Origin of the sequence: Burkholderia paludis (assembly GCF_000732615.1) — a bacterium.
GTDB classification, from domain to species: domain Bacteria; phylum Pseudomonadota; class Gammaproteobacteria; order Burkholderiales; family Burkholderiaceae; genus Burkholderia; species Burkholderia paludis.
Map to the genome: position 1 here is coordinate 90,442 of NZ_JPGL01000030.1, position 19,845 is coordinate 110,286.

General features: G+C 65.8%; 22 protein-coding genes. 11 read left to right on the forward strand and 11 right to left on the reverse strand.

Going from position 1 to position 19,845, the window contains the following annotated elements:
* Window positions 1–390: 390 nt before the first annotated feature.
* Both ispH and hpnH read left to right on the forward strand, forming a co-directional pair.
* A complete protein-coding gene (gene ispH / locus GQ56_RS0120100) occupies window positions 391–1,332 on the forward strand; it encodes a 4-hydroxy-3-methylbut-2-enyl diphosphate reductase (RefSeq protein WP_031400325.1) in 942 nt (313 codons plus the stop codon).
* 12 nt (window positions 1,333–1,344) lie between these two features.
* Window positions 1,345–2,505 (forward strand): adenosyl-hopene transferase HpnH, encoded by a 1,161-nt coding sequence (hpnH, locus tag GQ56_RS0120105; protein ID WP_031400326.1) that lies wholly within the window; start codon window positions 1,345–1,347, stop codon window positions 2,503–2,505.
* A 213-nt stretch (window positions 2,506–2,718) separates the two neighbouring features.
* Here the strand turns inward: hpnH and GQ56_RS0120110 are convergent, their stop codons facing one another.
* The 3 genes from GQ56_RS0120110 to GQ56_RS44470 form a co-directional block, all read right to left on the reverse strand.
* Complete coding sequence (locus GQ56_RS0120110) at window positions 2,719–3,207, reverse strand: hypothetical protein (protein ID WP_031400327.1); 489 nt, start codon at window positions 3,205–3,207, stop codon at window positions 2,719–2,721.
* A gap of 223 nt (window positions 3,208–3,430) precedes the next feature.
* Window positions 3,431–3,808, reverse strand: a complete 378-nt coding sequence (locus GQ56_RS0120120) for a hypothetical protein (protein ID WP_031400329.1) — start codon at window positions 3,806–3,808, stop codon at window positions 3,431–3,433.
* A gap of 176 nt (window positions 3,809–3,984) precedes the next feature.
* Window positions 3,985–4,299, reverse strand: coding sequence for a hypothetical protein (locus GQ56_RS44470; protein ID WP_152601802.1), 315 nt, complete (start codon window positions 4,297–4,299; stop codon window positions 3,985–3,987).
* Between GQ56_RS44470 and GQ56_RS0120125 the strand changes: the two genes are divergently transcribed.
* From GQ56_RS0120125 to GQ56_RS0120135, 3 genes are all read left to right on the forward strand, one after another.
* Complete coding sequence (locus GQ56_RS0120125; protein WP_031400330.1) at window positions 4,298–4,651, forward strand: DOPA 4,5-dioxygenase family protein; 354 nt, start codon at window positions 4,298–4,300, stop codon at window positions 4,649–4,651. The two genes, GQ56_RS44470 and GQ56_RS0120125, sit on opposite strands and share 2 nt — an antisense overlap.
* A gap of 118 nt (window positions 4,652–4,769) precedes the next feature.
* Window positions 4,770–5,195, forward strand: a complete 426-nt coding sequence (locus tag GQ56_RS0120130) for a nuclear transport factor 2 family protein (RefSeq protein ID WP_031400331.1) — start codon at window positions 4,770–4,772, stop codon at window positions 5,193–5,195.
* Window positions 5,192–6,589 (forward strand): MFS transporter, encoded by a 1,398-nt coding sequence (locus GQ56_RS0120135; protein ID WP_031400332.1) that lies wholly within the window; start codon window positions 5,192–5,194, stop codon window positions 6,587–6,589. Before GQ56_RS0120130 ends, GQ56_RS0120135 begins: the two co-directional genes overlap by 4 nt.
* A 53-nt stretch (window positions 6,590–6,642) precedes the next feature.
* Here GQ56_RS0120135 and trhA read toward each other — a convergent pair whose 3' ends face one another.
* Window positions 6,643–7,263 carry a PAQR family membrane homeostasis protein TrhA gene (gene trhA / locus GQ56_RS0120140; RefSeq protein WP_031400333.1) on the reverse strand — a complete coding sequence of 207 codons (621 nt, stop codon included), beginning with the start codon at window positions 7,261–7,263 and terminating at the stop codon, window positions 6,643–6,645.
* Window positions 7,264–7,518: 255 nt separating this feature from the next.
* Complete coding sequence (locus tag GQ56_RS46240) at window positions 7,519–7,692, reverse strand: helix-turn-helix transcriptional regulator (RefSeq protein ID WP_200877991.1); 174 nt, start codon at window positions 7,690–7,692, stop codon at window positions 7,519–7,521.
* Window positions 7,693–7,728: 36 nt separating this feature from the next.
* Here GQ56_RS46240 and GQ56_RS45590 point away from each other — a divergent pair, with 36 nt between their 5' ends.
* Window positions 7,729–7,899 carry a hypothetical protein gene (locus GQ56_RS45590; protein ID WP_160257503.1) on the forward strand — a complete coding sequence of 57 codons (171 nt, stop codon included), beginning with the start codon at window positions 7,729–7,731 and terminating at the stop codon, window positions 7,897–7,899.
* A gap of 87 nt (window positions 7,900–7,986) precedes the next feature.
* Here GQ56_RS45590 and GQ56_RS0120155 read toward each other — a convergent pair whose 3' ends face one another.
* The 3 genes from GQ56_RS0120155 to GQ56_RS0120165 all read right to left on the reverse strand — a co-directional run bounded on the left by GQ56_RS0120155 (window position 7,987) and on the right by GQ56_RS0120165 (window position 10,564).
* Window positions 7,987–8,859 (reverse strand): methylenetetrahydrofolate reductase, encoded by an 873-nt coding sequence (locus GQ56_RS0120155; RefSeq protein ID WP_235212721.1) that lies wholly within the window; start codon window positions 8,857–8,859, stop codon window positions 7,987–7,989.
* Window positions 8,860–8,981: 122 nt separating this feature from the next.
* The gene (locus GQ56_RS0120160) at window positions 8,982–9,650 is read right to left on the reverse strand and encodes an epoxyqueuosine reductase QueH (protein WP_031400335.1); all 669 of its coding nucleotides are present in this window, start codon (window positions 9,648–9,650) and stop codon (window positions 8,982–8,984) included.
* A complete protein-coding gene (locus GQ56_RS0120165; RefSeq protein ID WP_031400336.1) occupies window positions 9,650–10,564 on the reverse strand; it encodes a LysR family transcriptional regulator in 915 nt (304 codons plus the stop codon). The genes GQ56_RS0120160 and GQ56_RS0120165 overlap by 1 nt, the downstream gene beginning before the upstream one ends.
* Window positions 10,565–10,870: 306 nt before the next feature.
* Between GQ56_RS0120165 and msuE the strand changes: the two genes are divergently transcribed.
* From msuE to GQ56_RS0120185, 4 genes are all read left to right on the forward strand, one after another.
* Complete coding sequence (gene msuE / locus GQ56_RS0120170; RefSeq protein ID WP_031400337.1) at window positions 10,871–11,452, forward strand: FMN reductase; 582 nt, start codon at window positions 10,871–10,873, stop codon at window positions 11,450–11,452.
* A gap of 125 nt (window positions 11,453–11,577) precedes the next feature.
* Window positions 11,578–11,817, forward strand: a complete 240-nt coding sequence (locus GQ56_RS0120175; RefSeq protein ID WP_152601803.1) for a hypothetical protein — start codon at window positions 11,578–11,580, stop codon at window positions 11,815–11,817.
* A 178-nt stretch (window positions 11,818–11,995) separates the two neighbouring features.
* Window positions 11,996–12,979: a DUF1852 domain-containing protein gene (locus GQ56_RS0120180; protein WP_031400339.1), complete on the forward strand. Its 984-nt coding sequence runs from the start codon at window positions 11,996–11,998 to the stop codon at window positions 12,977–12,979.
* A gap of 28 nt (window positions 12,980–13,007) precedes the next feature.
* Window positions 13,008–14,036: a methionine synthase gene (locus GQ56_RS0120185; RefSeq protein WP_031400340.1), complete on the forward strand. Its 1,029-nt coding sequence runs from the start codon at window positions 13,008–13,010 to the stop codon at window positions 14,034–14,036.
* A 502-nt stretch (window positions 14,037–14,538) separates the two neighbouring features.
* Here the strand turns inward: GQ56_RS0120185 and GQ56_RS0120190 are convergent.
* Entirely contained in the window at window positions 14,539–14,745 is a 207-nt protein-coding gene (locus tag GQ56_RS0120190; RefSeq protein WP_009689042.1) for a YbdD/YjiX family protein, read from the reverse strand.
* Window positions 14,746–14,757: 12 nt separating this feature from the next.
* Window positions 14,758–16,836, reverse strand: coding sequence for a carbon starvation CstA family protein (locus tag GQ56_RS0120195; protein WP_031400341.1), 2,079 nt, complete (start codon window positions 16,834–16,836; stop codon window positions 14,758–14,760).
* A 422-nt stretch (window positions 16,837–17,258) separates the two neighbouring features.
* Between GQ56_RS0120195 and GQ56_RS0120200 the strand changes: the two genes are divergently transcribed.
* On the forward strand, window positions 17,259–17,993 hold the full coding sequence (locus GQ56_RS0120200) for a lysozyme inhibitor LprI family protein (protein WP_031400342.1): 735 nt from the start codon (window positions 17,259–17,261) through the stop codon (window positions 17,991–17,993).
* A 134-nt stretch (window positions 17,994–18,127) separates the two neighbouring features.
* Here GQ56_RS0120200 and GQ56_RS0120205 read toward each other — a convergent pair whose 3' ends face one another.
* On the reverse strand, window positions 18,128–19,612 hold the full coding sequence (locus tag GQ56_RS0120205) for an alanine/glycine:cation symporter family protein (RefSeq protein ID WP_031400343.1): 1,485 nt from the start codon (window positions 19,610–19,612) through the stop codon (window positions 18,128–18,130).
* Between the last annotated feature and the right edge of the window lie 233 nt (window positions 19,613–19,845).

The window sequence follows — 19,845 nt, forward strand, 5'->3', positions numbered from 1 at the left end:
TGCCGGACGCCCGCATCCGGAAGTTTAATAGGGGTCAGGAACAAAACGCCCGAAACCGCACGGGCGGCCGGGCAATACACGTAAGAATCGACGGTCATCGAATGGCCTTGAAATGAGCGCGACGCCGGGCAGCCGGGGCGGCTGCCCGCAAAACCATATAGTTTACTGGGTTCCGCGCGCGCCAGTGCCGACGCGGTTCTCCCGCAAATGCAACACGCAAGCACAGCGCCGAAGCAAGGACGGCCCGATAGAGTTAAAATGCGCGATTAATTCGGGGTTCCGGGGCCTGGCCTGGCCGGTTCGTTCCTGCCTTCAAAACATCAAGCCGGGGCGAGCGAGCGAGTGCCAGCTCCTCGAACCCCGGCGTCTGTCGTCGGAGTTCGCTCACTTATGCGAGTCATCCTTGCCCAGCCCCGCGGCTTTTGTGCGGGGGTTGTCCGTGCGATCGAGATCGTCGATCGCGCGCTGCAACAGCACGGCGCGCCGGTCTATGTGCGTCATGAAATCGTTCATAACCGGCATGTCGTCGAAAATCTGCGTAATAAAGGGGCGCGATTCGTTGAGGAACTCGACGAGGTGCCCCACGGCGCTGTCGCGATCTTCAGCGCGCACGGTGTCGCCCAGACCGTCGAGCGTGACGCGGAAACGCGCGGGCTCGACGTGCTCGACGCCACCTGCCCGCTCGTCACGAAGGTGCACGTGCAGGGCCGCCAGTATGTCGGCGCGGGCCGCCGGCTGATCCTGATCGGCCATGCGGGCCACCCGGAAGTCGAGGGAACGATCGGCCAGATTCCGGCCGAGGTGATCCTCGTGCAGAGCGAAGCCGAAGTCGATACGCTGACGCTTCCCGTCGACACGCCGGTCGCCTACATTACGCAGACCACGCTGTCGGTCGACGATACGCGCGGCATCATCGAGGCGCTGCAGCGCCGGTTCACCGACATCGTCGGCCCGGATACGCGCGACATCTGCTATGCGACGCAGAATCGCCAGGCGGCGGTGCGCGAACTGAGCGAGCAGGTCGACGTGCTGCTCGTGGTCGGTGCGACGAACAGTTCCAACTCGAACCGCCTGCGCGAGATCGGCACCGAAAGCGGTGTGCCGAGCTACCTCGTCGCCGACGGCTCCGAGGTGAAGGCCGAATGGTTCGCGGGCGTGCAGACGGTCGGCCTGACCGCCGGCGCGTCGGCGCCCGAGGAAATGGTCGAGGATGTAATCGGCGCGCTGCGCGCGCTGGGCCCCGTCGACGTCACGACGATGGCGGGCCGTGAGGAAAAAGTCGAATTCAAGTTGCCGGCGAAGCTCATGCAAGCTGTCGCCCGCGAAGTTTAAGGAGGACATCTCTTGTCTATTCCGCTGCTCCAGCAAGTCCGCGTCGGTGCCTACATCACGCGCCAACACCTGTCCGGCAACAAACGCTATCCGCTCGCGCTGATGCTCGAGCCTCTGTTCCGCTGCAACCTCGCGTGCAACGGCTGCGGCAAGATCGATTACCCGGATCCCATCCTGAACCAGCGCCTGTCCATCGAGGAATGCCTGGAAGCGGTCGACGAATGCGGCGCGCCCATCGTGTCGATCGCGGGCGGCGAACCGCTGCTGCACAAGGAAATGCCTGAAATCGTCCGCGGCATCATGAAGCGCAAGAAGTTCGTGTACCTGTGCACGAACGCGCTGCTGATGGAAAAGAAGATGGACGACTACAAGCCGAGCCCGTACTTCGTCTGGTCGGTCCACCTCGACGGCGACAAGGACATGCACGATCACTCCGTGTCGCAGGACGGCGTGTACGAGAAGGCGGTCGCGGCAATCAAGGAAGCGAAGCGCCGCGGCTTCCGCGTGAACATCAACTGCACGCTGTTCAACGATGCGATCCCCGAGCGCGTCGCGAAGTTCTTCGACACGCTGAAGCCGATCGGCGTCGACGGCATCACGGTGTCGCCGGGCTACGCGTACGAGCGCGCGCCGGATCAGCAGCACTTCCTGAACCGCGACAAGACGAAGAACCTGTTCCGCGAAATCCTGAAGCGCGGCGAAGGCGGCAAGCGCTGGTCGTTCAGCCAGTCGTCGCTGTTCCTCGACTTCCTGGCCGGCAACCAGACCTACAAGTGCACGCCGTGGGGCAACCCGGCGCGCACCGTGTTCGGCTGGCAGAAGCCGTGCTATCTGGTCGGCGAAGGTTACGTGAAGACCTTCAAGGAACTGATGGAAGACACGAACTGGGACAACTACGGCGTCGGCAACTACGAGAAGTGCGCGGACTGCATGGTCCACTGCGGCTTCGAGGCAACGGCCGTGATGGACACGATGGCGCATCCGCTGAAGGCGTTCGCCGTGAGCCGCAAGGGCATCAAGACCGATGGCCCGTTCGCACCGGATATCCCGATCGACAAGCAGCGTCCGGCCGAGTACGTGTTCTCGCGTCACGTCGAGATCAAGCTCGACGAAATCCAGCGCGCCGGCAAGGGCAAGCTGCAGAAGCCGGCGAAGCCGGCAGCGGCCGCTTAAGCGCGTGTCGCCCGCGGGGGCCGAGCCCCCGCGCCTGCGGGAAAAAACAAAGCGCCACGGAGTCTGCTCCGTGGCGCTTCTGTTTTGGGCCGCCTTCATTCGGCGCCGTCTTGCGGCAACCGTCACGCAATCGTCGACACAATCCGATTGCGCCTGCCGCGCCGATGCGGCCGGCCCTGTCTCCTCCATCCTCCTCGCGATACCCGCGCGACGTCAGGCCGCGAGCGACTGCGCCGTATGCAGGCGCATCCGTTCCGCCGCGCCCGCGACGAGCGCAGGCTGGCCGCTCGACGCGAACGCGCAGACGTGCTCCCACAGCTCGGCCAGCCGACGCCGCGTGAGCGTCGCGACGCACGTGTCGTTCGCCGCGAGGACAGGCTCGAGCACCGCGCACTCGTCGTCGTCCAGCGTCCACGCGCCGCTTTGCGCCGCGCGCGCCACGCCCGCATCGAGCGCGCGCTCCGCGTCGACGCACAGGTCGATGTCCGCATCGGCGCACACCGCATCGTCGAGCGCGAGAAACACCAGGTAGACGCTCGTGCGCAACCGCATCAGTTGCGCCGCGTTGCCGTGCTCGCCGCGCAGCGCGACGAGCGCCATGTGGCATTTCAGCGAGATGTCGCGCGCATACGCGGGCGGCAGCGGCAGCAGCCATTCGCGGGTCAGCGGCGGGTGGCGGCGGTGTTTCCGGCCGGCCTTCACGATCGGCTCCCGCTCGCGGGCGCCTCGCTCGCCGCGACAGCCGGCCGTGCCACGCCGCACGCGACGGCGCCCCGGCCCGCATCGCGGTCGTGTGCCGCGCGACGCCGCACACCGCGCCCGTCGTCGCTTTGCAGCGCCGCCCGCGCGACCGGCAGCCGGCGCCGCGCGGACGCACGCACGACGCCGGCGAATCGGATCTGGCAAGCCATGCTCGTCTCCTGCATCAGAACGTGTTCTCGCCCTTCAGGTAGTACGCGGTCTTCACGAAGAACGCCTTGACCGGGTGGCCGCCCTGCGTATCGCGCGCGACGCGCGCTTCCATCTCGGCCCGCTCCTCGCGCGACCGGTCCGGCGCCGGGTTGTAGACGCGTTCGAGCGCACGCTGCATCGCGAGCGGATAGTTCTGGTTGCCGGCCGACGTCGCACGGTAGCCGGCGCGCGTCATCTGCATCAGTTGCACGTCGGTCTCGGCGCGCGCCGAGGACCAGTTCAGCGGCGCGGCATGCGGCGCCGCGTCGGGGAAGGCCGATTGCGCAAAGCCGACGGTGGGCAGCGCAACGAGTGCGCAGGAAAGAACAGCAACGGGAACGAGGGATCGCATAGTGGCCTCCAGATGGTTGTCCCTGCATCGATCGCTTTTGACGATGCGTTGAAGCCATCGTATGTCGCGCCGCTTTCCGCTTGAATAGCCGAATCCGCAATGGATATTTTCAGCTTCGAGATTCGACGCGCGCGCCGCATCGTTCGCCCCTCCCTTCGAAACGGACTTTCTTCATTTCATTCAACGCACTGATCGCGTTTTTCCGGACGCACCGAGGCAGCGCCCGCACCGCTTTTGCCATTTCCGAAATGACGTGTTGCCGGGACGGTCGCGCCCGGCGCCCGTGCCGGCAAGGCTTCCGGCGTGATATCGCGCGTGCGGATGCCGCAGGCGGGCCTCGCCGGAACGAGCGGATTTTCCGATGCAGGACAAGCCGGCGCTCCGGCGCGCCGGATGGCGGCACGACGCATGCGGCACGGACGCGCGATAATCCCCCATCGGCCGTTTCGCACGGCGCCTTCCGCCTTCCCTTTTTCATCGAGTCCTTTCATGGCCGCCCTCGACACCACCGCCATCGACAGTTGGCACGCGCACGTCTATTTCGATGCCGACAGCCGCGATGCGGCCTGGGCGTTTCGCCAGGTCGTCGACGCGCGGTTCGGCGCCGTCATCGAGCTCGGCCGGTTTCACGAACGCCTCGTCGGTCCGCATCCGGCCTGGTCGTATCAGATCGCGTTCGACGCCGCACGATTCGACGACATCGTGCCGTGGCTCGTGCTGAACCACGGCGCGCTGGACATCTTCCTGCATCCGAACACGAACGACGAACTGCGCGACCATCGCGATTGCGCGGTGTGGATCGGCAAGTCGTACGTGCTCAATCTCGACGTGCTGGCCGGCTAAGGGCCGGCACGCGGCCGCCCGCGCCGGGGCGGCATCCATGTTTCGGGTCGACGTGAAACGTCGCGCGGCGACGCGCCCGTACAGTGGGTTCCGTTATCGACACTTCCCGGAATCCGCCATGACACACGCCAACGCCCGGCACATTTACGAAGGCTGGCACGCGGCCGTGGTCGCCCGCGACCTCGACGCGCTGATGGCGCTGTACGCCGACGATGCGGTGCTCGAAACCCCGCTGGTCGTCGTCACGCTGCCCGCTCACGGCTCCGGCGTGCTGCACGGCAAGGCCGCGATCGGCGAGTTCTTCGCGGCCGGCCTGCGCAACCCCGGCAACAGGCTCGGACGCTGGTACCGCACCGGGCTGTTCTTCTCGAACGGCCGCCAGCTCACGTGGGAATATCCGCGCGCCACGCCGGACGGCGACCAGGTCGATCTCGTCGAAGTGATGGACCTGCGCGACGGGCTGATCGCGCATCATCGCGTGTACTGGGGCTGGGTCGGCTTCCTCGCGCTGCGAGCCGCCGCGCCGGCGCCCGAGCGCGCATGACGGCCGCCGCACCGAACCGCGCCGCGGCGCGCCGCGTGCTCGCCGCGACCTGCGTGAGCTACACGCTCGTGCTGCTCGACGCGTCCATCGTCAACGTCGCGCTCCTCGACATCGCCCACACGTTCGGCAGCCGCGTCGCCGGCCTGCAGTGGATCGTGAACGCGTACACGCTCGCGTTCGCGAGCCTGCTGATGACGGGCGGCACGCTCGGCGACCGGCTCGGCGACCGGAACGTCTATGTCGCGGGGCTCGCGGTCTTCGTCGCGGCGTCCGCGCTGTGCGGCGTCGCGCCGACCCTCCCGGCGCTCGCGCTGGCCCGCGCGCTGCAAGGGGTCGGCAGTGCGCTGCTGGTGCCCTGCTCGCTCGCGCTGATCAACCGGGCGTTCCCCGAACCGGCCGCGCGCGCGTCGGCGATCGGCCTGTGGATGGGCTGCGGCGGCATCGCGATGGCGTCGGGCCCGCTGATCGGCGGCCTGCTGATCCAGCTGTTCGGGTGGCGCAGCCTCTTCTTCGTGAACCTGCCGCTCGGGCTCGCCGGCATCTGGCTCGGCCGCACGGTCGCGCGCGCCGCCGTCGATCCGTCGCGGCATTTCGACTGGGGCGGCCAGGCGACGGCGATCGTCGCGATCGCGGCGCTGATCGGCACGCTGATCGAGGGCCCGTCGCTCGGCTGGCGCTCGGCGCCGATCGTCGCCGGTGCGGTGACTAGCGTCGCTGCGTGGGTCGCGTTCCTCGCGATCGAGGCGCGGCGCCGCGAACCGATGCTGCCGCTCGCGTTCTTCCGCAACCGGCTGTTCGCGGGATCGACCTGCGTGTCGATGGCGTCGGCGTTCGTGTTCTACGGCCTGCTGTTCGTGCTCAGCCTGTTCTACCGGCAAATCCGCGGCGCGAGCCCGATCGACACGGGGCTCGCGTTCCTGCCGATGACCGCGATGGTCGCGCTCGGCGGACTGTGCTCGGGGCGGCTCGTGGCGCGCTTCGGCGCACGCGGCACGATGTGCGCGGCGTTCGCGCTCTATGCGGCCGGCGCACTCGGCATGACGGGCCTCGGCGCGACGACCCCGGCGTGGCGCGCCGTCCTGCCGATGCTCGCGATCGGCTTCGCATCGGGCTTCATCTCGCCGGCCGCGACCTCGCCTGCACTCGGGACGGTCGACCGGCGTCGCGCCGGCGTGGCGGCGGCCGCGCTGAACGCGGCGCGGCAGAGCGGATCGGCGCTCGGCGTGGCGATCTTCGGGGCGTGCATCGCGACGCTGCAGTCGTTTCCGGCCGCGATGCGGGTAACGCTGGGCATGGCGGCCGGCGTGTCGGCGCTCGCCGCGGCGACGTGGTGGCTTACGACGCGGGCGACCGGCGAGGCGGCCGCGCCGCTGCGCGCCGCATCGCGCCGGTAACGTACGCGCCGGCCAACGCGCCCGCCGTCACCGGGTCGACACCCCGGCCGGCTTCACGCGACATACATCGCGACGCTGACGAACTGGCACAGGCTGCCGGCCAGCACGAACAGATGCCAGATACCGTGCCCGTGGCGGATGCGTTCGTCGTTGATGAAGAAGTAGATCCCCGCGCTGTAGATCAGTCCGCCGGCCACGAGCCACGCGGTGCCGACCGGCGGCAGCGCATGGAGCAGCGGACGCACCGCGACGAGCGCGAGCCAGCCCATCAGCACGTAGAGGATCATCGACAGCATGCGCGTGCGCCGCCCGAGCGTCAGCTCCTGCACGATGCCGAGCACGGCCAGCCCCCAGCTCACGCCGAACAGCGACCAGCCCCACGGGCCCCGCAACGTGACCAGCGTGAACGGCGTGTAGCTGCCGGCGATCAGCAGGTAGATCGCCGAGTGGTCGCACTTCTGCAGAATGGCTTTAAGACGGGGCTTGCGCACGCTGTGATAAAGCGTCGAGATCGCGTAGAGCACGCAGAGCATCGCGCCGTAGACGCTGAAGCTCACCACCTTGTACGCATCGCCCGCGAGCGCCCCCATCGTCACCAGTGTCGCCAGTCCCGCCACCGACAGCACTGCGCCGACGAGATGGGTAATGCTGTTGAAACGCTCACCGGCATGCACGACGGGATCCTCCTGCGCGGGTTGGTCGGAACGGGATAAATGGGCCCTATGATACCGGCCGAATGCAGGGGCCGCGCTGCGCGCCGGCAAACGAACGGATGCCGTGCGCGCCCGGCCGGGCGAGGAACAGCGCCGTGACCCGCGGCGCCGCAGCCGTCAATCGTCGACGCCTGCCGGCGGCGCCCACTCGGCCACGAGCCGCAGCAGCCCGGGAAAGCGCAGGTCGAGATCTTCGGTGCGCACGCGGCTGCGCCGCTAGAGCCCGTATTGACGCTGGCGCAGCACGCCGGCGTCGCGCAGCGCCTTGAAATGATGGGTGAGCGACGATTTCGGGCGGTCGAAGCCGAACCAGCCGCACGGATGATCGTAAGCCTCGGATTCCAGCATCAGCTTGCGCACGATCGTCAGCCGCAGCGGATCGGCCTGCACGTATCGGACGCCCGGCGCGCCGAGGCGAACGCCGTCATGAACATCGGCGGCTACCTGCCGGCGGGATTGATGCCCGTGATGACCGGCTACGCGATCGATCGCGTCGGCTTCACGGCCGGCGCAACCGGCTTCGCCGTCGCCCTGACCGCGATCGCGCTCGCCGCGGGCGCCGCGGCCGTTCTCGCGCTCCGTCACGACAACGACTGACGGCCGCGCGCACGGGCAGGCATTCGAACAGGCGGGGCAATCGCCGATGCGAGGACGCGCCGCAAACGGGCCGGCTTCGGCCGGCGATCAGGCGCGCGGCGGCTCGGCGCGGGAGCGGTACTGCTCGATCCACTTCAGCGACTGGGCGATGCCGCCGAACGGGAAGAAATGCAGGCTCACCTTGCCATGCGCCGGCGTCAGGCCGGTGGCCAGACGATCGACAAAACGATCCGGCCCGGCCGTGCCGAACAGCTTGCCGATCGAGACACCGTACTTGGACCACATCGATGCGCATGCGCTGACGCCGCACAATGCGGCGTAGCGCGCAAGCACCGCGATGCCCGCCGGGCCCGGCACGCCCACGCGCACGGGATGTTCAATGCCCCGCTCGCGCAGCGCTTGCAGCCACGTCAGCACGATGTCGGCGTCGAACGCAAACTGCGTGACGATCAAGGGTGTCATGCCGCGCCGCGCGATGCTGTCGCACTTGCGTTCGAGCACATCCCACCGATCGGCCGTGCTCATGACCGGATGGCCGTCGGGATGGCCGCCCACGCCGACCACCTTGATGCCCGAGCGCTCGAAAATACCCGTCTCGATCAGCGACGAACTGTCGGAAAACGGCCCCATCGGGGTGGACGGATCTCCGGCGATCACGAAGCAGCGCTCGACGCCGGCTTCGGCGACCGCGCGCGTGACGAACGCGTCAAGCTCGGCGAGCGACCCGATGCGGCGCGCGGAAAAATGCGGCATCGGCTCGAAGCCGAGTCTGCGCACGGCACGCGCCGCGGCCAGTCGCGCGTCGTTGTCCTCGCCCGGCAGATAGGGAATCGAAATCGTCGACGCGGGCAATAGCCGGGGCGCCGCCGCGGTCAGCGCGGGAATGTCCTTCGCGGTGACTTCCAGCGAATAGGCGTCGGTGATGTTGCCGGCCGACCCGGGATTTTCTGGGTGAATCAAGAGACTTGCCATGCCTGCCGACTATCGGGAGCGCTCCGGCACGCCGCGCCGATCGCGCGGGCCGGAAGCCGTTGAACACACTCTGGAGGCCCGGGCGTGGCGTCGCTCACCCGGGCGGCGCATCATTCTTCCACCGGCATCTCGTCGCCGTAGAACTTCACGCCCAGCTGGATGCGCTCGCGGCCGCTTTCCACCCGGTGCCGGTTCGTGTCGCGCAGCGAGTACACGCATCCGCAATACTCCTGCTGATAGAAGTTCTCGCGCTTGCTGATCTCGATCATGCGCGCGGAGCCGCCGCCCTTGCGCCAGTTGTATTCCCAGTACATCAGGCCGGGGTACCTGGCCGCCGCACGCACGCCGCAGTCGTTGATCTGCTGCATGTTCTTCCAGCGCGAAATGCCCAGGGAACTGGTGATCACCGGAAAGCCGTGCTCGTGCGCATACAGCGCCGTGCGCTCGAAGCGCATGTCGAAGCACATGGTGCAGCGCACGCCGCGCTCGGGCTCGTGCTCCATGCCCCGGGCCCGTTCGAACCAGTTGTCGCGATCGTAGTCCGCATCGACGAAAGGCACGCCGAACTGCTCGGCGAAACGGATGTTCTCGTTCTTGCGCAGCTCGTATTCCTTGAGCGGATGGATGTTGGGGTTGTAGAAGAAGATGGTGTAGTCGATGCCCGAGGCCAGCATGGCCTCCATGACCTCGCCCGAGCAGGGCGCGCAGCAGGAATGCAGCAGCACCTTGTCGTGGCCGCCGGGCAGCGGCAGCGGTTTGCGTTCGACGGTGGTGTTCATCAGTGGGCTCCTTGCTCGATGGCGGCGGCAGTGACAGGCTGGCGGGACAGTTCGATGAAGGCCCGCACGTAGTCGATGGCGGTGTCCGCCTCGCGCGCCCCCAGGAAGATCTGCTTGGCGACGCCGTGCACGCCCAGCCGCACCGGCACCACGTCCATCTTGACTGCGTATTCCTCGACCAGCCAGCGCGGCAGGGCAGCCACCCCGCGACCGCTGGCCACCATCTGCAGCATGATGTCGGTGGTTTCGATCGCCTTGTGGCGCCTGGGCGTGACGCCAGCCGGCAACAGGAACTGGTTGTAGATGTCCAGGCGCTCGATGTCCACCGGGTAGCTGATGAGCACCTCCTGGGTCAGCTGCTGAGGCTTCACGTATGCCGCCGAAGCCAGGGCATGGCCCTTGGCCACGACGAGCACCTGCTCGTAGTCGAACACCGGCTCGAACTTCAGTCCCGGCTTGAACAGCGGATCGGGCGTGACCAGCAGGTCGATCTCGTAGCCGAAGAGCGCGCCGATCCCGCCGAACTGGAACTTCTGCTTGACGTCCACATCCACGTCGGGCCACGCGGCCAGATAGGGGGACACCACCTTGAGCAGCCACTGGTAGCACGGGTGGCATTCCATGCCGATGCGCAGCGCACCGCGCTCGCCCTGCGCGAACTGGCCCAGGCGCTCTTCGGCCAGGTCCAGTTGCGGCAGCACCCGGTTCGCAACCGCCAGCAGGTACTGGCCGGCCTGCGTCAGGCGCAGGCTGCGACCTTCGCGCAGCCAGATGTCGGTGCCCAGTTGCTGCTCCAGCTTCTTCATGCTGTGGCTCAGAGCCGACTGGGTCAGGTTCAGCACGCCCGCAGCGGCCGTCAGCGACCCTTGCTTCTCGACCTGCTGAACGATGCTGAGGTGGATGCGCTCAAGCATTTAGATGATCCGTATTCATGGATTCGTGAAATAAAACCATTTTACTTCATCATCCCCCCTCGGTAGCATCCGTTTCCATTGTTCTTTTGCATTTTTCGGAGCGGCCGTGGCCATCGTTCACCACCCCGGATCGTGTGGGTGCCAGAGCAGGTCCCGGCGTTGAACCGCGGCGTCCCGGCCCATCCCCACATGGCGGATTGGCGATGCGTGCCCGGCCCGCAGCAACGGGCGTGGGCGGGAGACGGCCCGGGGCGGGACCGGGCGGATTGCCCGGCGCCGTACAGATCAATCCATATGGAAGCGAAAATGACACGTCCACTCCGTTTAGTCGCGGTTTCCGGCGGGCTGCAACGCCCCTCCAAGTCCGCCGCCCTGGCAGAACACCTGCTGGACCTGATCGCCGACGAAGTCCCGAGCACACAGCGCCTGGTGGAACTGGGCCAGCTCGCGCCGCAGCTTGCCGGAGCGGTCTGGCGGACCCAACTGCCCGACACGGTCGAGCGGGAACTTGCCGCGGTCGAGCAGGCCGACGTCCTGGTGGTGACGACGCCGGTTTTCCGCGGCTCCTACACGGGGCTGTTCAAGCACTTCTTCGACTTCATCGATCAGGATGCCTTGCTTGACAAGCCGATCCTGCTGGCGGCCACCGGCGGCAGCGAGCGCCACGCGCTGGTGATAGATCACCAGTTGCGGCCGCTGTTCAGCTTCTTCCAGGCACGCACGTTGCCGCTGGGCGTCTACGCGACCGACAAGGATTTCGTGGACTATCGTCTGCAGAACGAAGCCCTGATCGAGCGCGCCAGACTGGCGGTCCAACGGGCCCTGCCGCTGATCGAACTGACGCGCCATACAAGCTCGGCCACCGCCGACGAAGCAGTCGCGGCCTGAAACGGGAGTCATCCCGCAGCCGCGTGGCCCTGAATTCACCTTCAATTGACCCGGGCAGCCGCGCCGCGACAGCGTCAAAGGTCTCGTCCCTGGCGATGCAAACGGCTTCGACCCCGAGCGTCTTCTTGAAGCGTCTGGCCCGGGTGTTGTGGCACGGATCGCCAGGCGGGCTCGTCGAGCCGCACAGGCCGGCACGTATCGTCAGGGAGTACTGCGCATCGGGCGCGGCGATCGATGTGCACGATGCAATCCGCCGCGGCTTGCAGCTGTCCACCACGGATGTCGAAGCTGCGAACGCCAGCGGCATGCCTTCGGTACGGGCCCGCGGACACATCGACACGGCCACCGAACATGAATGCAGCTAATGCATCAATGAGATTAATTCACTTTTTTTAATCGATAGTCCGACATAAAATAAACCATACTCCCGGCAATAGTCACCCCAAAGACTGCCGAGCGGGAACAGCATTAACCAGATTTAAAATCCCGGAATCGAAAAAACAGATTCGGATTTTATAGCGGAACCTACGGCGCCAGATCACCATGAACAAAGATTTTTCATTCAGCATCAAGAGCATTTGTTTCGATGAAAATTATCATCCGTCGGACAGTACGCGCATAACGACCAATTTCGCGAATCTGGCCAGGGGAACGAGCCGCCAGGAGAACCTGCGCAACACCCTGAGGATGATCGACAATCGCTTCAATAATCTGGCGCACTGGGATAACCCGACGGGCGATCGCTACTCTGTCGAGCTCGAGATCATTTCCGTGGAAATGAATATCGACGCCAAGGACAGCGACGACGCATTCCCGTTGATCGAGATTCTGAAAACGAATATCGTTGACAAGCAAACCAACGAGCGCATCGACGGCATCGTCGGGAACAATTTCTCCTCTTACGTGCGCGATTACGACTTCAGCGTACTGCTGCCGGAGTACAACAACAACAAGTCCACCTTCAGCACCCCGGACGATTTCGGCGATCTGCACGGCAAGCTGTTCAAGCATTTCATAAACTCGGACACCTACAAAGAGCGCTTCGACAAGCCGCCGGTCATCTGCATCAGCGCGTCGAGCAGCAAGACCTATCACCGGACTGAAAATCAGCACCCGGTGCTGGGCGTCGAGTATCGGCAAAACGAGTTTTCCTCGACCGATCAGTATTTCGAGAAAATGGGCCTGCAGGTTCGCTATTTCATGCCGCCGAACAGCGTCGCGCCCCTGGCCTTTTATTTCCGCGGCGACCTGCTTGGCGACTACACCAATCTCGAGCTTATCGGCACCATCAGCACGATGGAAACGTTCCAGAAAATCTACCGGCCCGAGATTTACAATGCCAATTCCGCGGCAGGGCGGTTCTATCAGCCGAGCCTGAAGCACCAGGATTATTCGTTGACGCAAATTGTCTATGACCGGGAAGAGCGCAGCCAGTTAGCCGTCAAGCAGGGCAAATTTACAGAAGAACATTTCATCAAGCCGTACAAGACTACGCTTGAGCAATGGGCTGCCAATTACGCTCTTTAATCAACCAGGATACGCGAATTCATTTGTCATGAAAAAGTTATTGCCCACCTCGACCGCCGGCAGCCTGCCCAAACCTTCCTGGCTCGCGCAACCTGAAAAACTCTGGTCGCCCTGGAAATTGCAGGACGAAGAATTGATCGAGGGCAAACAGGACGCCCTGCGTTTGTCGCTGCAGGAGCAGCAGCACGCGGGCATCGACATCGTCAGCGACGGCGAGCAAACCCGTCAGCACTTCGTCACCACGTTCATCGAGCACCTCAGCGGCGTCGACTTCGAAAAGCGCGAGACCGTCAGAATCCGCGACCGCTATGACGCGAGCGTTCCGACCGTCGTGGGCGAAGTGAGCCGCCAGAAGCCGGTGTTCGTCGAAGACGCCAAATTCCTGCGTCAGCAAACCACGCAACCCATCAAATGGGCACTGCCGGGTCCGATGACGATGATCGATACGCTCTACGACAACCACTACAAGAGCCGCGAAAAGCTGGCGTGGGAATTCGCGAAGATCCTCAATCAGGAAGCCAGGGAGCTGGAGGCCGCGGGCGTCGACATCATCCAGTTCGACGAACCGGCATTCAACGTCTTCTTCGACGAGGTGAATGACTGGGGCGTCGCTACCCTGGAACGGGCGATTGAAGGGCTGAAATGCGAAACCGCCGTGCATATCTGCTACGGCTACGGCATCAAGGCCAACACCGACTGGAAAAAGACGCTCGGGTCCGAGTGGCGCCAGTATGAGGAGTCTTTCCCCAAGCTGCAGCAATCCAGTATCGACATCGTTTCGCTGGAATGCCACAACTCGCACGTTCCGATCGACCTGATCGAACTCATCCGCGGCAAGAAAGTGATGGTAGGGGCCATCGACGTCGCGACCGAAAACATCGAAACGCCGGAGGAAGTTGCCAACACCCTTCGGAAGGCGCTTCGGTTCGTCGATGCCGACAAGCTCTATCCGTGCACGAACTGCGGCATGGCGCCCCTGCCCCGTCAGGTCGCAAGAGGCAAGCTGAATGCGCTGAGCGCGGGCGCGGCAATCGTCCGTGGCGAACTCTCGGCCTGACGCCGAGCTGAATTCGTCGCTGATGCGGAGGGATTGAAGCTGTAGATCGAAGGTCGTGAAGCGGGCCGCTGCCGGTTCCGTCGACACCGGCCATTCTCTATCGCGGGGGACCGACTGGTTTGCAGCAGGTTCGACTTCGGTCCCTCCCTCCTTCTCATCTCTCCCATCCCTTCCATCGCGTGCCCCCGCCGATCCCGGCGCGCCTCCTGTGCCGCACTGCCTGCGCGACGGCAACCAGCATGTCCACGGCCCTTTGAGCCGGGCTTCTTGCCGCACGAACGATCTCGTCCCTGCTGTCAGCCCCCCCAAGCGCGTATCGCTAGCCCGAGGTTCCGGACGGCACCGGCCCATGCCGAACTCACCCGATTCGCCGATGAACCCGCCGTATCCGGCCGCGGCGTAGCCCGGCGAAGTCCGCTGCCGGCGTCATGCCGAAATGAAAAAAGGCGCCATGGCAGCACGCCATGACGCCTGTTTGCTTCGTTCGTGCCGTTTCAGCCGCTCAACAGCACTTCCCCGCCCCCGACCCGTACCGCGCATTCTGACGCTCGCGGAAAAACGCCTCGTACGTCATCGGCTCGCGGTCCGGATGGGTGGCGCGCATGTGCGCGACGTAGGTGTCGTAGTCGGGCAGGCCGACCATCAGCCGCAACGCCTGCCCGAGGTAACGCCCCGCGCTGCGCAGGTCGCTGCCAAGATCGCTGAACATCGCGGCCTCCCGTCAACGTCCGCTGCCGAGCGCCTGCGCGGCCGGCATCGCTTCGTAAGGCGTCTCGCGCACGGTCGGCTTCGACTCGCGGCGCGCGCGCAGCACGGCGATCACGCCGTACACCGCGATGCTCACGACGACGAAGATGAACAGCCCGGCCAGCGCCGCATCGATGTAGTCGTTGAAGATGATCCGCTTCATCTGCGCGATCGACTTCGCCGGTGCGAGCACCTTGCCCTCGTCCACCGCGGCCTGCAGCTTCGCTGCGTGCGCGAGGAAGCTGACCTTCGGGTTCGCGTCGAAAATCTTCTGCCAGCCGGCGGTCAGCGTGCAGATCAGCAGCCACGCGGTCGGCACGATCGTCACCCACGCATAGCGCTCGCGCTTCATCTTGAACAGCACGACGGTGCCGAGCACCAGCGCGATCGCGGCAAGCATCTGGTTCGAGATGCCGAACAGCGGCCACAGCGTGTTGATGCCGCCGAGCGGATCGACCACCCCCTGGTACAGGAAGTAGCCCCACGCGGCCACGCACAGCCCGGTGGCGACCAGGTTCGCGGGCAGCGACTCGGTGCGCTTGAGCGCCGGGTGGAACGTGCCGAGCAGGTCCTGCAGCATGAAACGGCCCGCGCGCGTGCCGGCGTCGACGGCCGTCAGGATGAACAGCGCCTCGAACAGGATCGCGAAGTGATACCAGAACGCCATCATCGCTTCGCCGCCGATCACCTGGTGCAGGATGTGCGCCATGCCGACGGCCAGCGTCGGCGCGCCGCCCGCCCGCGCGATGATCGTCGTCTCGCCGACGGCCTTCGCGGTCTGCGTGAGCATGTCCGGCGTCAGCACGAAGCCCCACTGCGTGACGGTGTTCGCGACGGCTTCCGGCGTCGAGCCGAGCACGGCGGCCGGCGCGTTCATCGCGAAGTAGATGCCCGGCTCGATCACGCATGCGGCCACCAGCGCCATGATCGCGACGAACGATTCCATCAGCATCGCGCCGTAGCCGATGAAGCGCGCGTTGGTTTCGTTGTCGATCAGCTTCGGCGTCGTGCCCGACGAGATCAGCGCGTGGAAGCCCGACACCGCGCCGCATGCGATCGTGATGAACAGGAACGGGAACAGGCCGCCCGACCACACCGGGCCCGAGCCGTCGACGAACTTCGTCAGCGCGGGCATCTTCAGTTCGGGCGCGACGACCAGGATGCCGATCGCGAGGCCGAGGATCGTGCCGATCTTCAGGAACGTCGACAGGTAGTCGCGCGGCGCGAGCAGCAGCCAGACCGGCAGCACCGAGGCCACGAAGCCGTAGCCGATCAGGATCCACGTGAGCTGCGTGCCGGTGAACGTGAACCACGCGGCGAACGTCGGCGATGCGGCCACGTTCTGGCCGAACGCGATCGCCGCCATCAGCCCGATGAAGCCGATGACCGACACTTCGCCGATGCGGCCCGGACGGATGTAGCGCGTATAGACGCCCATGAACAGCGCGATCGGAATCGTCGCGGCGACGGTGAACGTGCCCCACGGCGAATTGGTCAGCGCCTTCACGACGATCAGCGCGAGCACCGCAAGGATGATCACCATGATCAGGAACGCGCCGAACAGCGCGATCACGCCGGGCACCGTGCCGAGCTCCATCTTGACGAGATCGCCGAGCGAGCGGCCGTCGCGGCGCGTCGAGATGAACAGCACGATGAAGTCCTGCACCGCGCCGGCGAACACGACGCCGGCCAGGATCCACAGCATGCCGGGCGTGTAGCCCATCTGCGCGGCGAGCACGGGCCCGACGAGCGGGCCGGCGCCGGCGATCGCGGCGAAGTGATGGCCGAACAGCACGTACTTGTTGGTCGGCACGTAGTCGAGGCCGTCGTTGTACTTGACGGCCGGCGTCATCCGCAGCCCGTCGAGCTGCATGACCTTGCTGGCGATGAAACGGCTGTAGAAGCGATACGCGATCAGATACACGCAGACAGCGGCGATCACGATCCAGAGGGCACTGACGCGCTCGCCGTGAGCGAGTGCAATCGTACCGAACGCGAACGCGCCGAGCAGCGCGACCGCAATCCAGAGCAAGGTACTGGAAGCCCGATTCATGGCGTCTCCTGGTCTCCAATGTGGTTTTAGATGGCATGCGGCGCGGGGGCCGCACACGCGTGACGTCGATGCGTCGTGCCGCGACCTCGCAAAGGCCGCGACAATGGGCCGTAGTATTCCGCGCGACGGGGGCGGCTTACAAGCGGATAACTACGTATGCGGGGCTACGTAGTATTACGTAGATGCGGCCGTGCGCTCACGCGGAAGCGCCGGTTTGCCTGCCTGCGTTTCGCGCCGCTTGCGTGATGTCCGCCCCCGTCCCCGTCGCAACGGCCGGCGCGTGTCGCTCATTCGGGCGGCTCGCCCGGGCAACGGCGCGAGCCGCATGCCCCGATACTTTGAAAGTCCGGCCCGCGCGAATTAAGATCGCCAGGCGCTCGCCAACGCGCCATTCCATTCTTTTCGACCTCTCGACTTCGTCCATGGACCTCACTCGACTCGCCGTATCGACGCTCGCCGGTATCTGCGCGCTTTTCTCCGCGAATGCGCTGGCGGAATCCACGCTTCATCTCGACGTCGAAGCCGTTCATGTCGACGAGCATTCGCCACGCGTCTCCATGCTCGTGAAAGTGACCGACAACGATGCCGGCAAGGACAACTTCGGTCGAATCACCAAGACGTCGCTGCCTCCGCCCGGCCGTTGCGTCGCGCGGTTCGAGGAGAGCGAACAGTTCGTGGTGGGGCCTTGCGCCGCGGTTCATGTGCGGGAAAACGGAAGCCCGGTCAAGCTGGTCAACGTGCGCATTCTGGATACGCGGGGCGACCATGCCTGGATGGTCCTGACGTGGAATTCCATATTCGTGCTTCCCGCTTCGCAGCGATCGGTGAAGATGATCGCGGGCGTGGCCAACGGCTGGTACTCCGATAACCCGGACGACAGTTTCCCGCTCGCCGACTTCCCGTCATTCGATCCCGCACGCCCTTTCAACTGGCTCTATCGGCGCGCCGATCAGGCGCTCAACGACAGCTACCGGCGCATTCTGTCGCGCTACGCGCAGAACAACGATGAAGCCCGGGCCCGGAGTTTGCGTGTCGAGGAGCGGGTCTGGGTCGACCACAAGGTGAGCGAGTGTCGCGACTCGGGCGAGCCCGAGCGATGCCGCTGGCTCGTGACGGAAGACCGCCTGGATGCGCTGCCCAAAGCCGACGACAACTAGCCAGGCGCCCACGCGCGGCACGATGCAAAACAGCCGGCAACGGACGTGCCGGCCGCGGGATGAAGCGGCTGCGTCGCGCGGAGCCGCATTCGCGGCCGGCTCCGCGCCCGCGAAATGCGCCGCTACGATTGTCGCTACGCCTGCCGCTCGACAGCCGCGACCGGCTCGGCCGCGCGCGCGCCGCTCGCCGCCGCCGGTTTCTCCCAGAAGGTCGCATTCGCAATGCCCAGCGCGGCCGGGTCGAACGACGGCTCGCGCCCCGCGCGCTTCTGCGCCTCGTAGTCGCGCAATGCCTTGAGCGCCGGCTTCTGCAGCAGCAGGATCGCGACGAGGTTCAGCCACGCCATCAACCCGACGCCGATGTCGCCGAGCGCCCACGCGACACTGGCACTCTTCACCGCGCCGTACAGCGTCGCGAGCAGGATCACCGCGCGCAGCGCGAACGTGCCGGCGGCGCTGCTGCGCGCGCGGCTCAGGTAGGCGACGTTGGTTTCCGCGATGTAGTAGTACGCGAGGATGGTCGTGAACGCGAAGAAGAACAGCGCCATCGCGACGAATGCCGCGCCGAAGCCGGGCAGCACCGATTCGACGGCCATCTGCGTATAGCCGGGGCCGGCCTCGATGCCGGCCGCGCCCGAGAACAGCGCGCGGCCGTTCGGTGCGACCACGTTGTAGGCGCCGGTGATGAGGATCATGAAACCCGTCGCCGAACAGACGAACAGCGTATCGACATAGACGGAGAACGCCTGCACGAGCCCCTGCTGCGCCGGGTGCGTGACCTCGGCGGCGGCCGACGCGTGCGGGCCCGTGCCCTGCCCCGCCTCGTTCGAATAGACGCCGCGCTTCACGCCCCACTGGATCGCCATGCCGAGCACCGCGCCGAAGCCGGCCTCGAAGCCGAACGCGCTCTCGAACACCAGCCTGACGACGCCCGGCAGGCGCTCGATGTCGAGCGCGATCACGACGCACGCGATCAGGATGTAGCCGAGCGCCATGAACGGCACGACGATTTCGGCGACGCGCGCGATCCGCTTCACGCCGCCGAAGATGATGAGGCCGAGCAGCAGCACGAGCACCGCGCCGGTGACGGGCTTCGCGATGCCGAACGAATTCTCGATCGCGGCGGAAATCCCGTTCGCCTGCACGCCCGGCAGCAGCAGCCCGCAGGCGAGCACGGTGGCGATTGCGAACGCCACCGCATACCAGCGGATGCCGAGCCCCTTCTCGATGTAATACGCGGGGCCGCCGCGATACTGCCCTTCACGCCGCACCTTGTAGATCTGCGACAGCGTCGATTCGACGAACGCGGTGCTCGCGCCGAGGAAGGCGACGAGCCACATCCAGAACATCGCGCCTGGGCCGCCGAACGTGATGGCCGTCGCGACGCCCGCGATGTTGCCGGTGCCGACGCGCCCCGACAGCGACATCGCCAGCGCCTGGAACGACGACACGCCTTCCGCCGACGCCTTGCTGCCGCGCATCAGCCGCAGCATCTCGATGAAGTGGCGGACCTGCGCGAAGCGCGTGCGCAGCGAAAAATACAGCCCGGCGGCGAGGCAGAGAAAGATGAGCGCGGGGCTCCAGATGACACCGTTGATCGAATCGACGAATTGTTCCATGTGGTGTTGCCGTTGAAAGCGGGAATGACGCGTGGCGGAGGGTCGGATTCATCTCGCGAGAGCGCGGGAGTCACGACGGCGGACAGATCCGGATCGATCTTTCATTTATATTACATGTCTTACGATTTCATTCGGAATCGGGAGGCGCCCCAAGCCGTGCATGACGGACACCGTCGGCGTCGACGCGACGTTCGCATCAGGCGGCCGGCGCCCCACCCCTCCGGCACGGGAGC

What these genes read in the sequence shown, in the direction of transcription:
- GQ56_RS0120135 (WP_031400332.1), top strand. Translation starts at nt 5,192, where the DNA reads ATGACGGCCGCCGCACCGAACCGCGCCGCGGCGCGCCGCGTGCTCGCC.
- GQ56_RS44470 (WP_152601802.1), bottom strand. Translation starts at nt 4,299, where the DNA reads ATGAAAGGACTCGATGAAAAAGGGAAGGCGGAAGGCGCCGTGCGAAAC.
- GQ56_RS0120160 (WP_031400335.1), bottom strand. Translation starts at nt 9,650, where the DNA reads ATGAACACCACCGTCGAACGCAAACCGCTGCCGCTGCCCGGCGGCCAC.
- GQ56_RS0120120 (WP_031400329.1), bottom strand. Translation starts at nt 3,808, where the DNA reads ATGCGATCCCTCGTTCCCGTTGCTGTTCTTTCCTGCGCACTCGTTGCG.
- GQ56_RS0120185 (WP_031400340.1), top strand. Translation starts at nt 13,008, where the DNA reads ATGAAAAAGTTATTGCCCACCTCGACCGCCGGCAGCCTGCCCAAACCT.
- GQ56_RS0120180 (WP_031400339.1), top strand. Translation starts at nt 11,996, where the DNA reads ATGAACAAAGATTTTTCATTCAGCATCAAGAGCATTTGTTTCGATGAA.
- ispH (WP_031400325.1), top strand. Translation starts at nt 391, where the DNA reads ATGCGAGTCATCCTTGCCCAGCCCCGCGGCTTTTGTGCGGGGGTTGTC.
- GQ56_RS0120165 (WP_031400336.1), bottom strand. Translation starts at nt 10,564, where the DNA reads ATGCTTGAGCGCATCCACCTCAGCATCGTTCAGCAGGTCGAGAAGCAA.
- GQ56_RS0120130 (WP_031400331.1), top strand. Translation starts at nt 4,770, where the DNA reads ATGACACACGCCAACGCCCGGCACATTTACGAAGGCTGGCACGCGGCC.
- msuE (WP_031400337.1), top strand. Translation starts at nt 10,871, where the DNA reads ATGACACGTCCACTCCGTTTAGTCGCGGTTTCCGGCGGGCTGCAACGC.
- GQ56_RS0120200 (WP_031400342.1), top strand. Translation starts at nt 17,259, where the DNA reads ATGGACCTCACTCGACTCGCCGTATCGACGCTCGCCGGTATCTGCGCG.
- GQ56_RS0120125 (WP_031400330.1), top strand. Translation starts at nt 4,298, where the DNA reads ATGGCCGCCCTCGACACCACCGCCATCGACAGTTGGCACGCGCACGTC.
- GQ56_RS0120205 (WP_031400343.1), bottom strand. Translation starts at nt 19,612, where the DNA reads ATGGAACAATTCGTCGATTCGATCAACGGTGTCATCTGGAGCCCCGCG.
- GQ56_RS0120195 (WP_031400341.1), bottom strand. Translation starts at nt 16,836, where the DNA reads ATGAATCGGGCTTCCAGTACCTTGCTCTGGATTGCGGTCGCGCTGCTC.
- GQ56_RS45590 (WP_160257503.1), top strand. Translation starts at nt 7,729, where the DNA reads ATGAACATCGGCGGCTACCTGCCGGCGGGATTGATGCCCGTGATGACC.
- GQ56_RS0120190 (WP_009689042.1), bottom strand. Translation starts at nt 14,745, where the DNA reads ATGTTCAGCGATCTTGGCAGCGACCTGCGCAGCGCGGGGCGTTACCTC.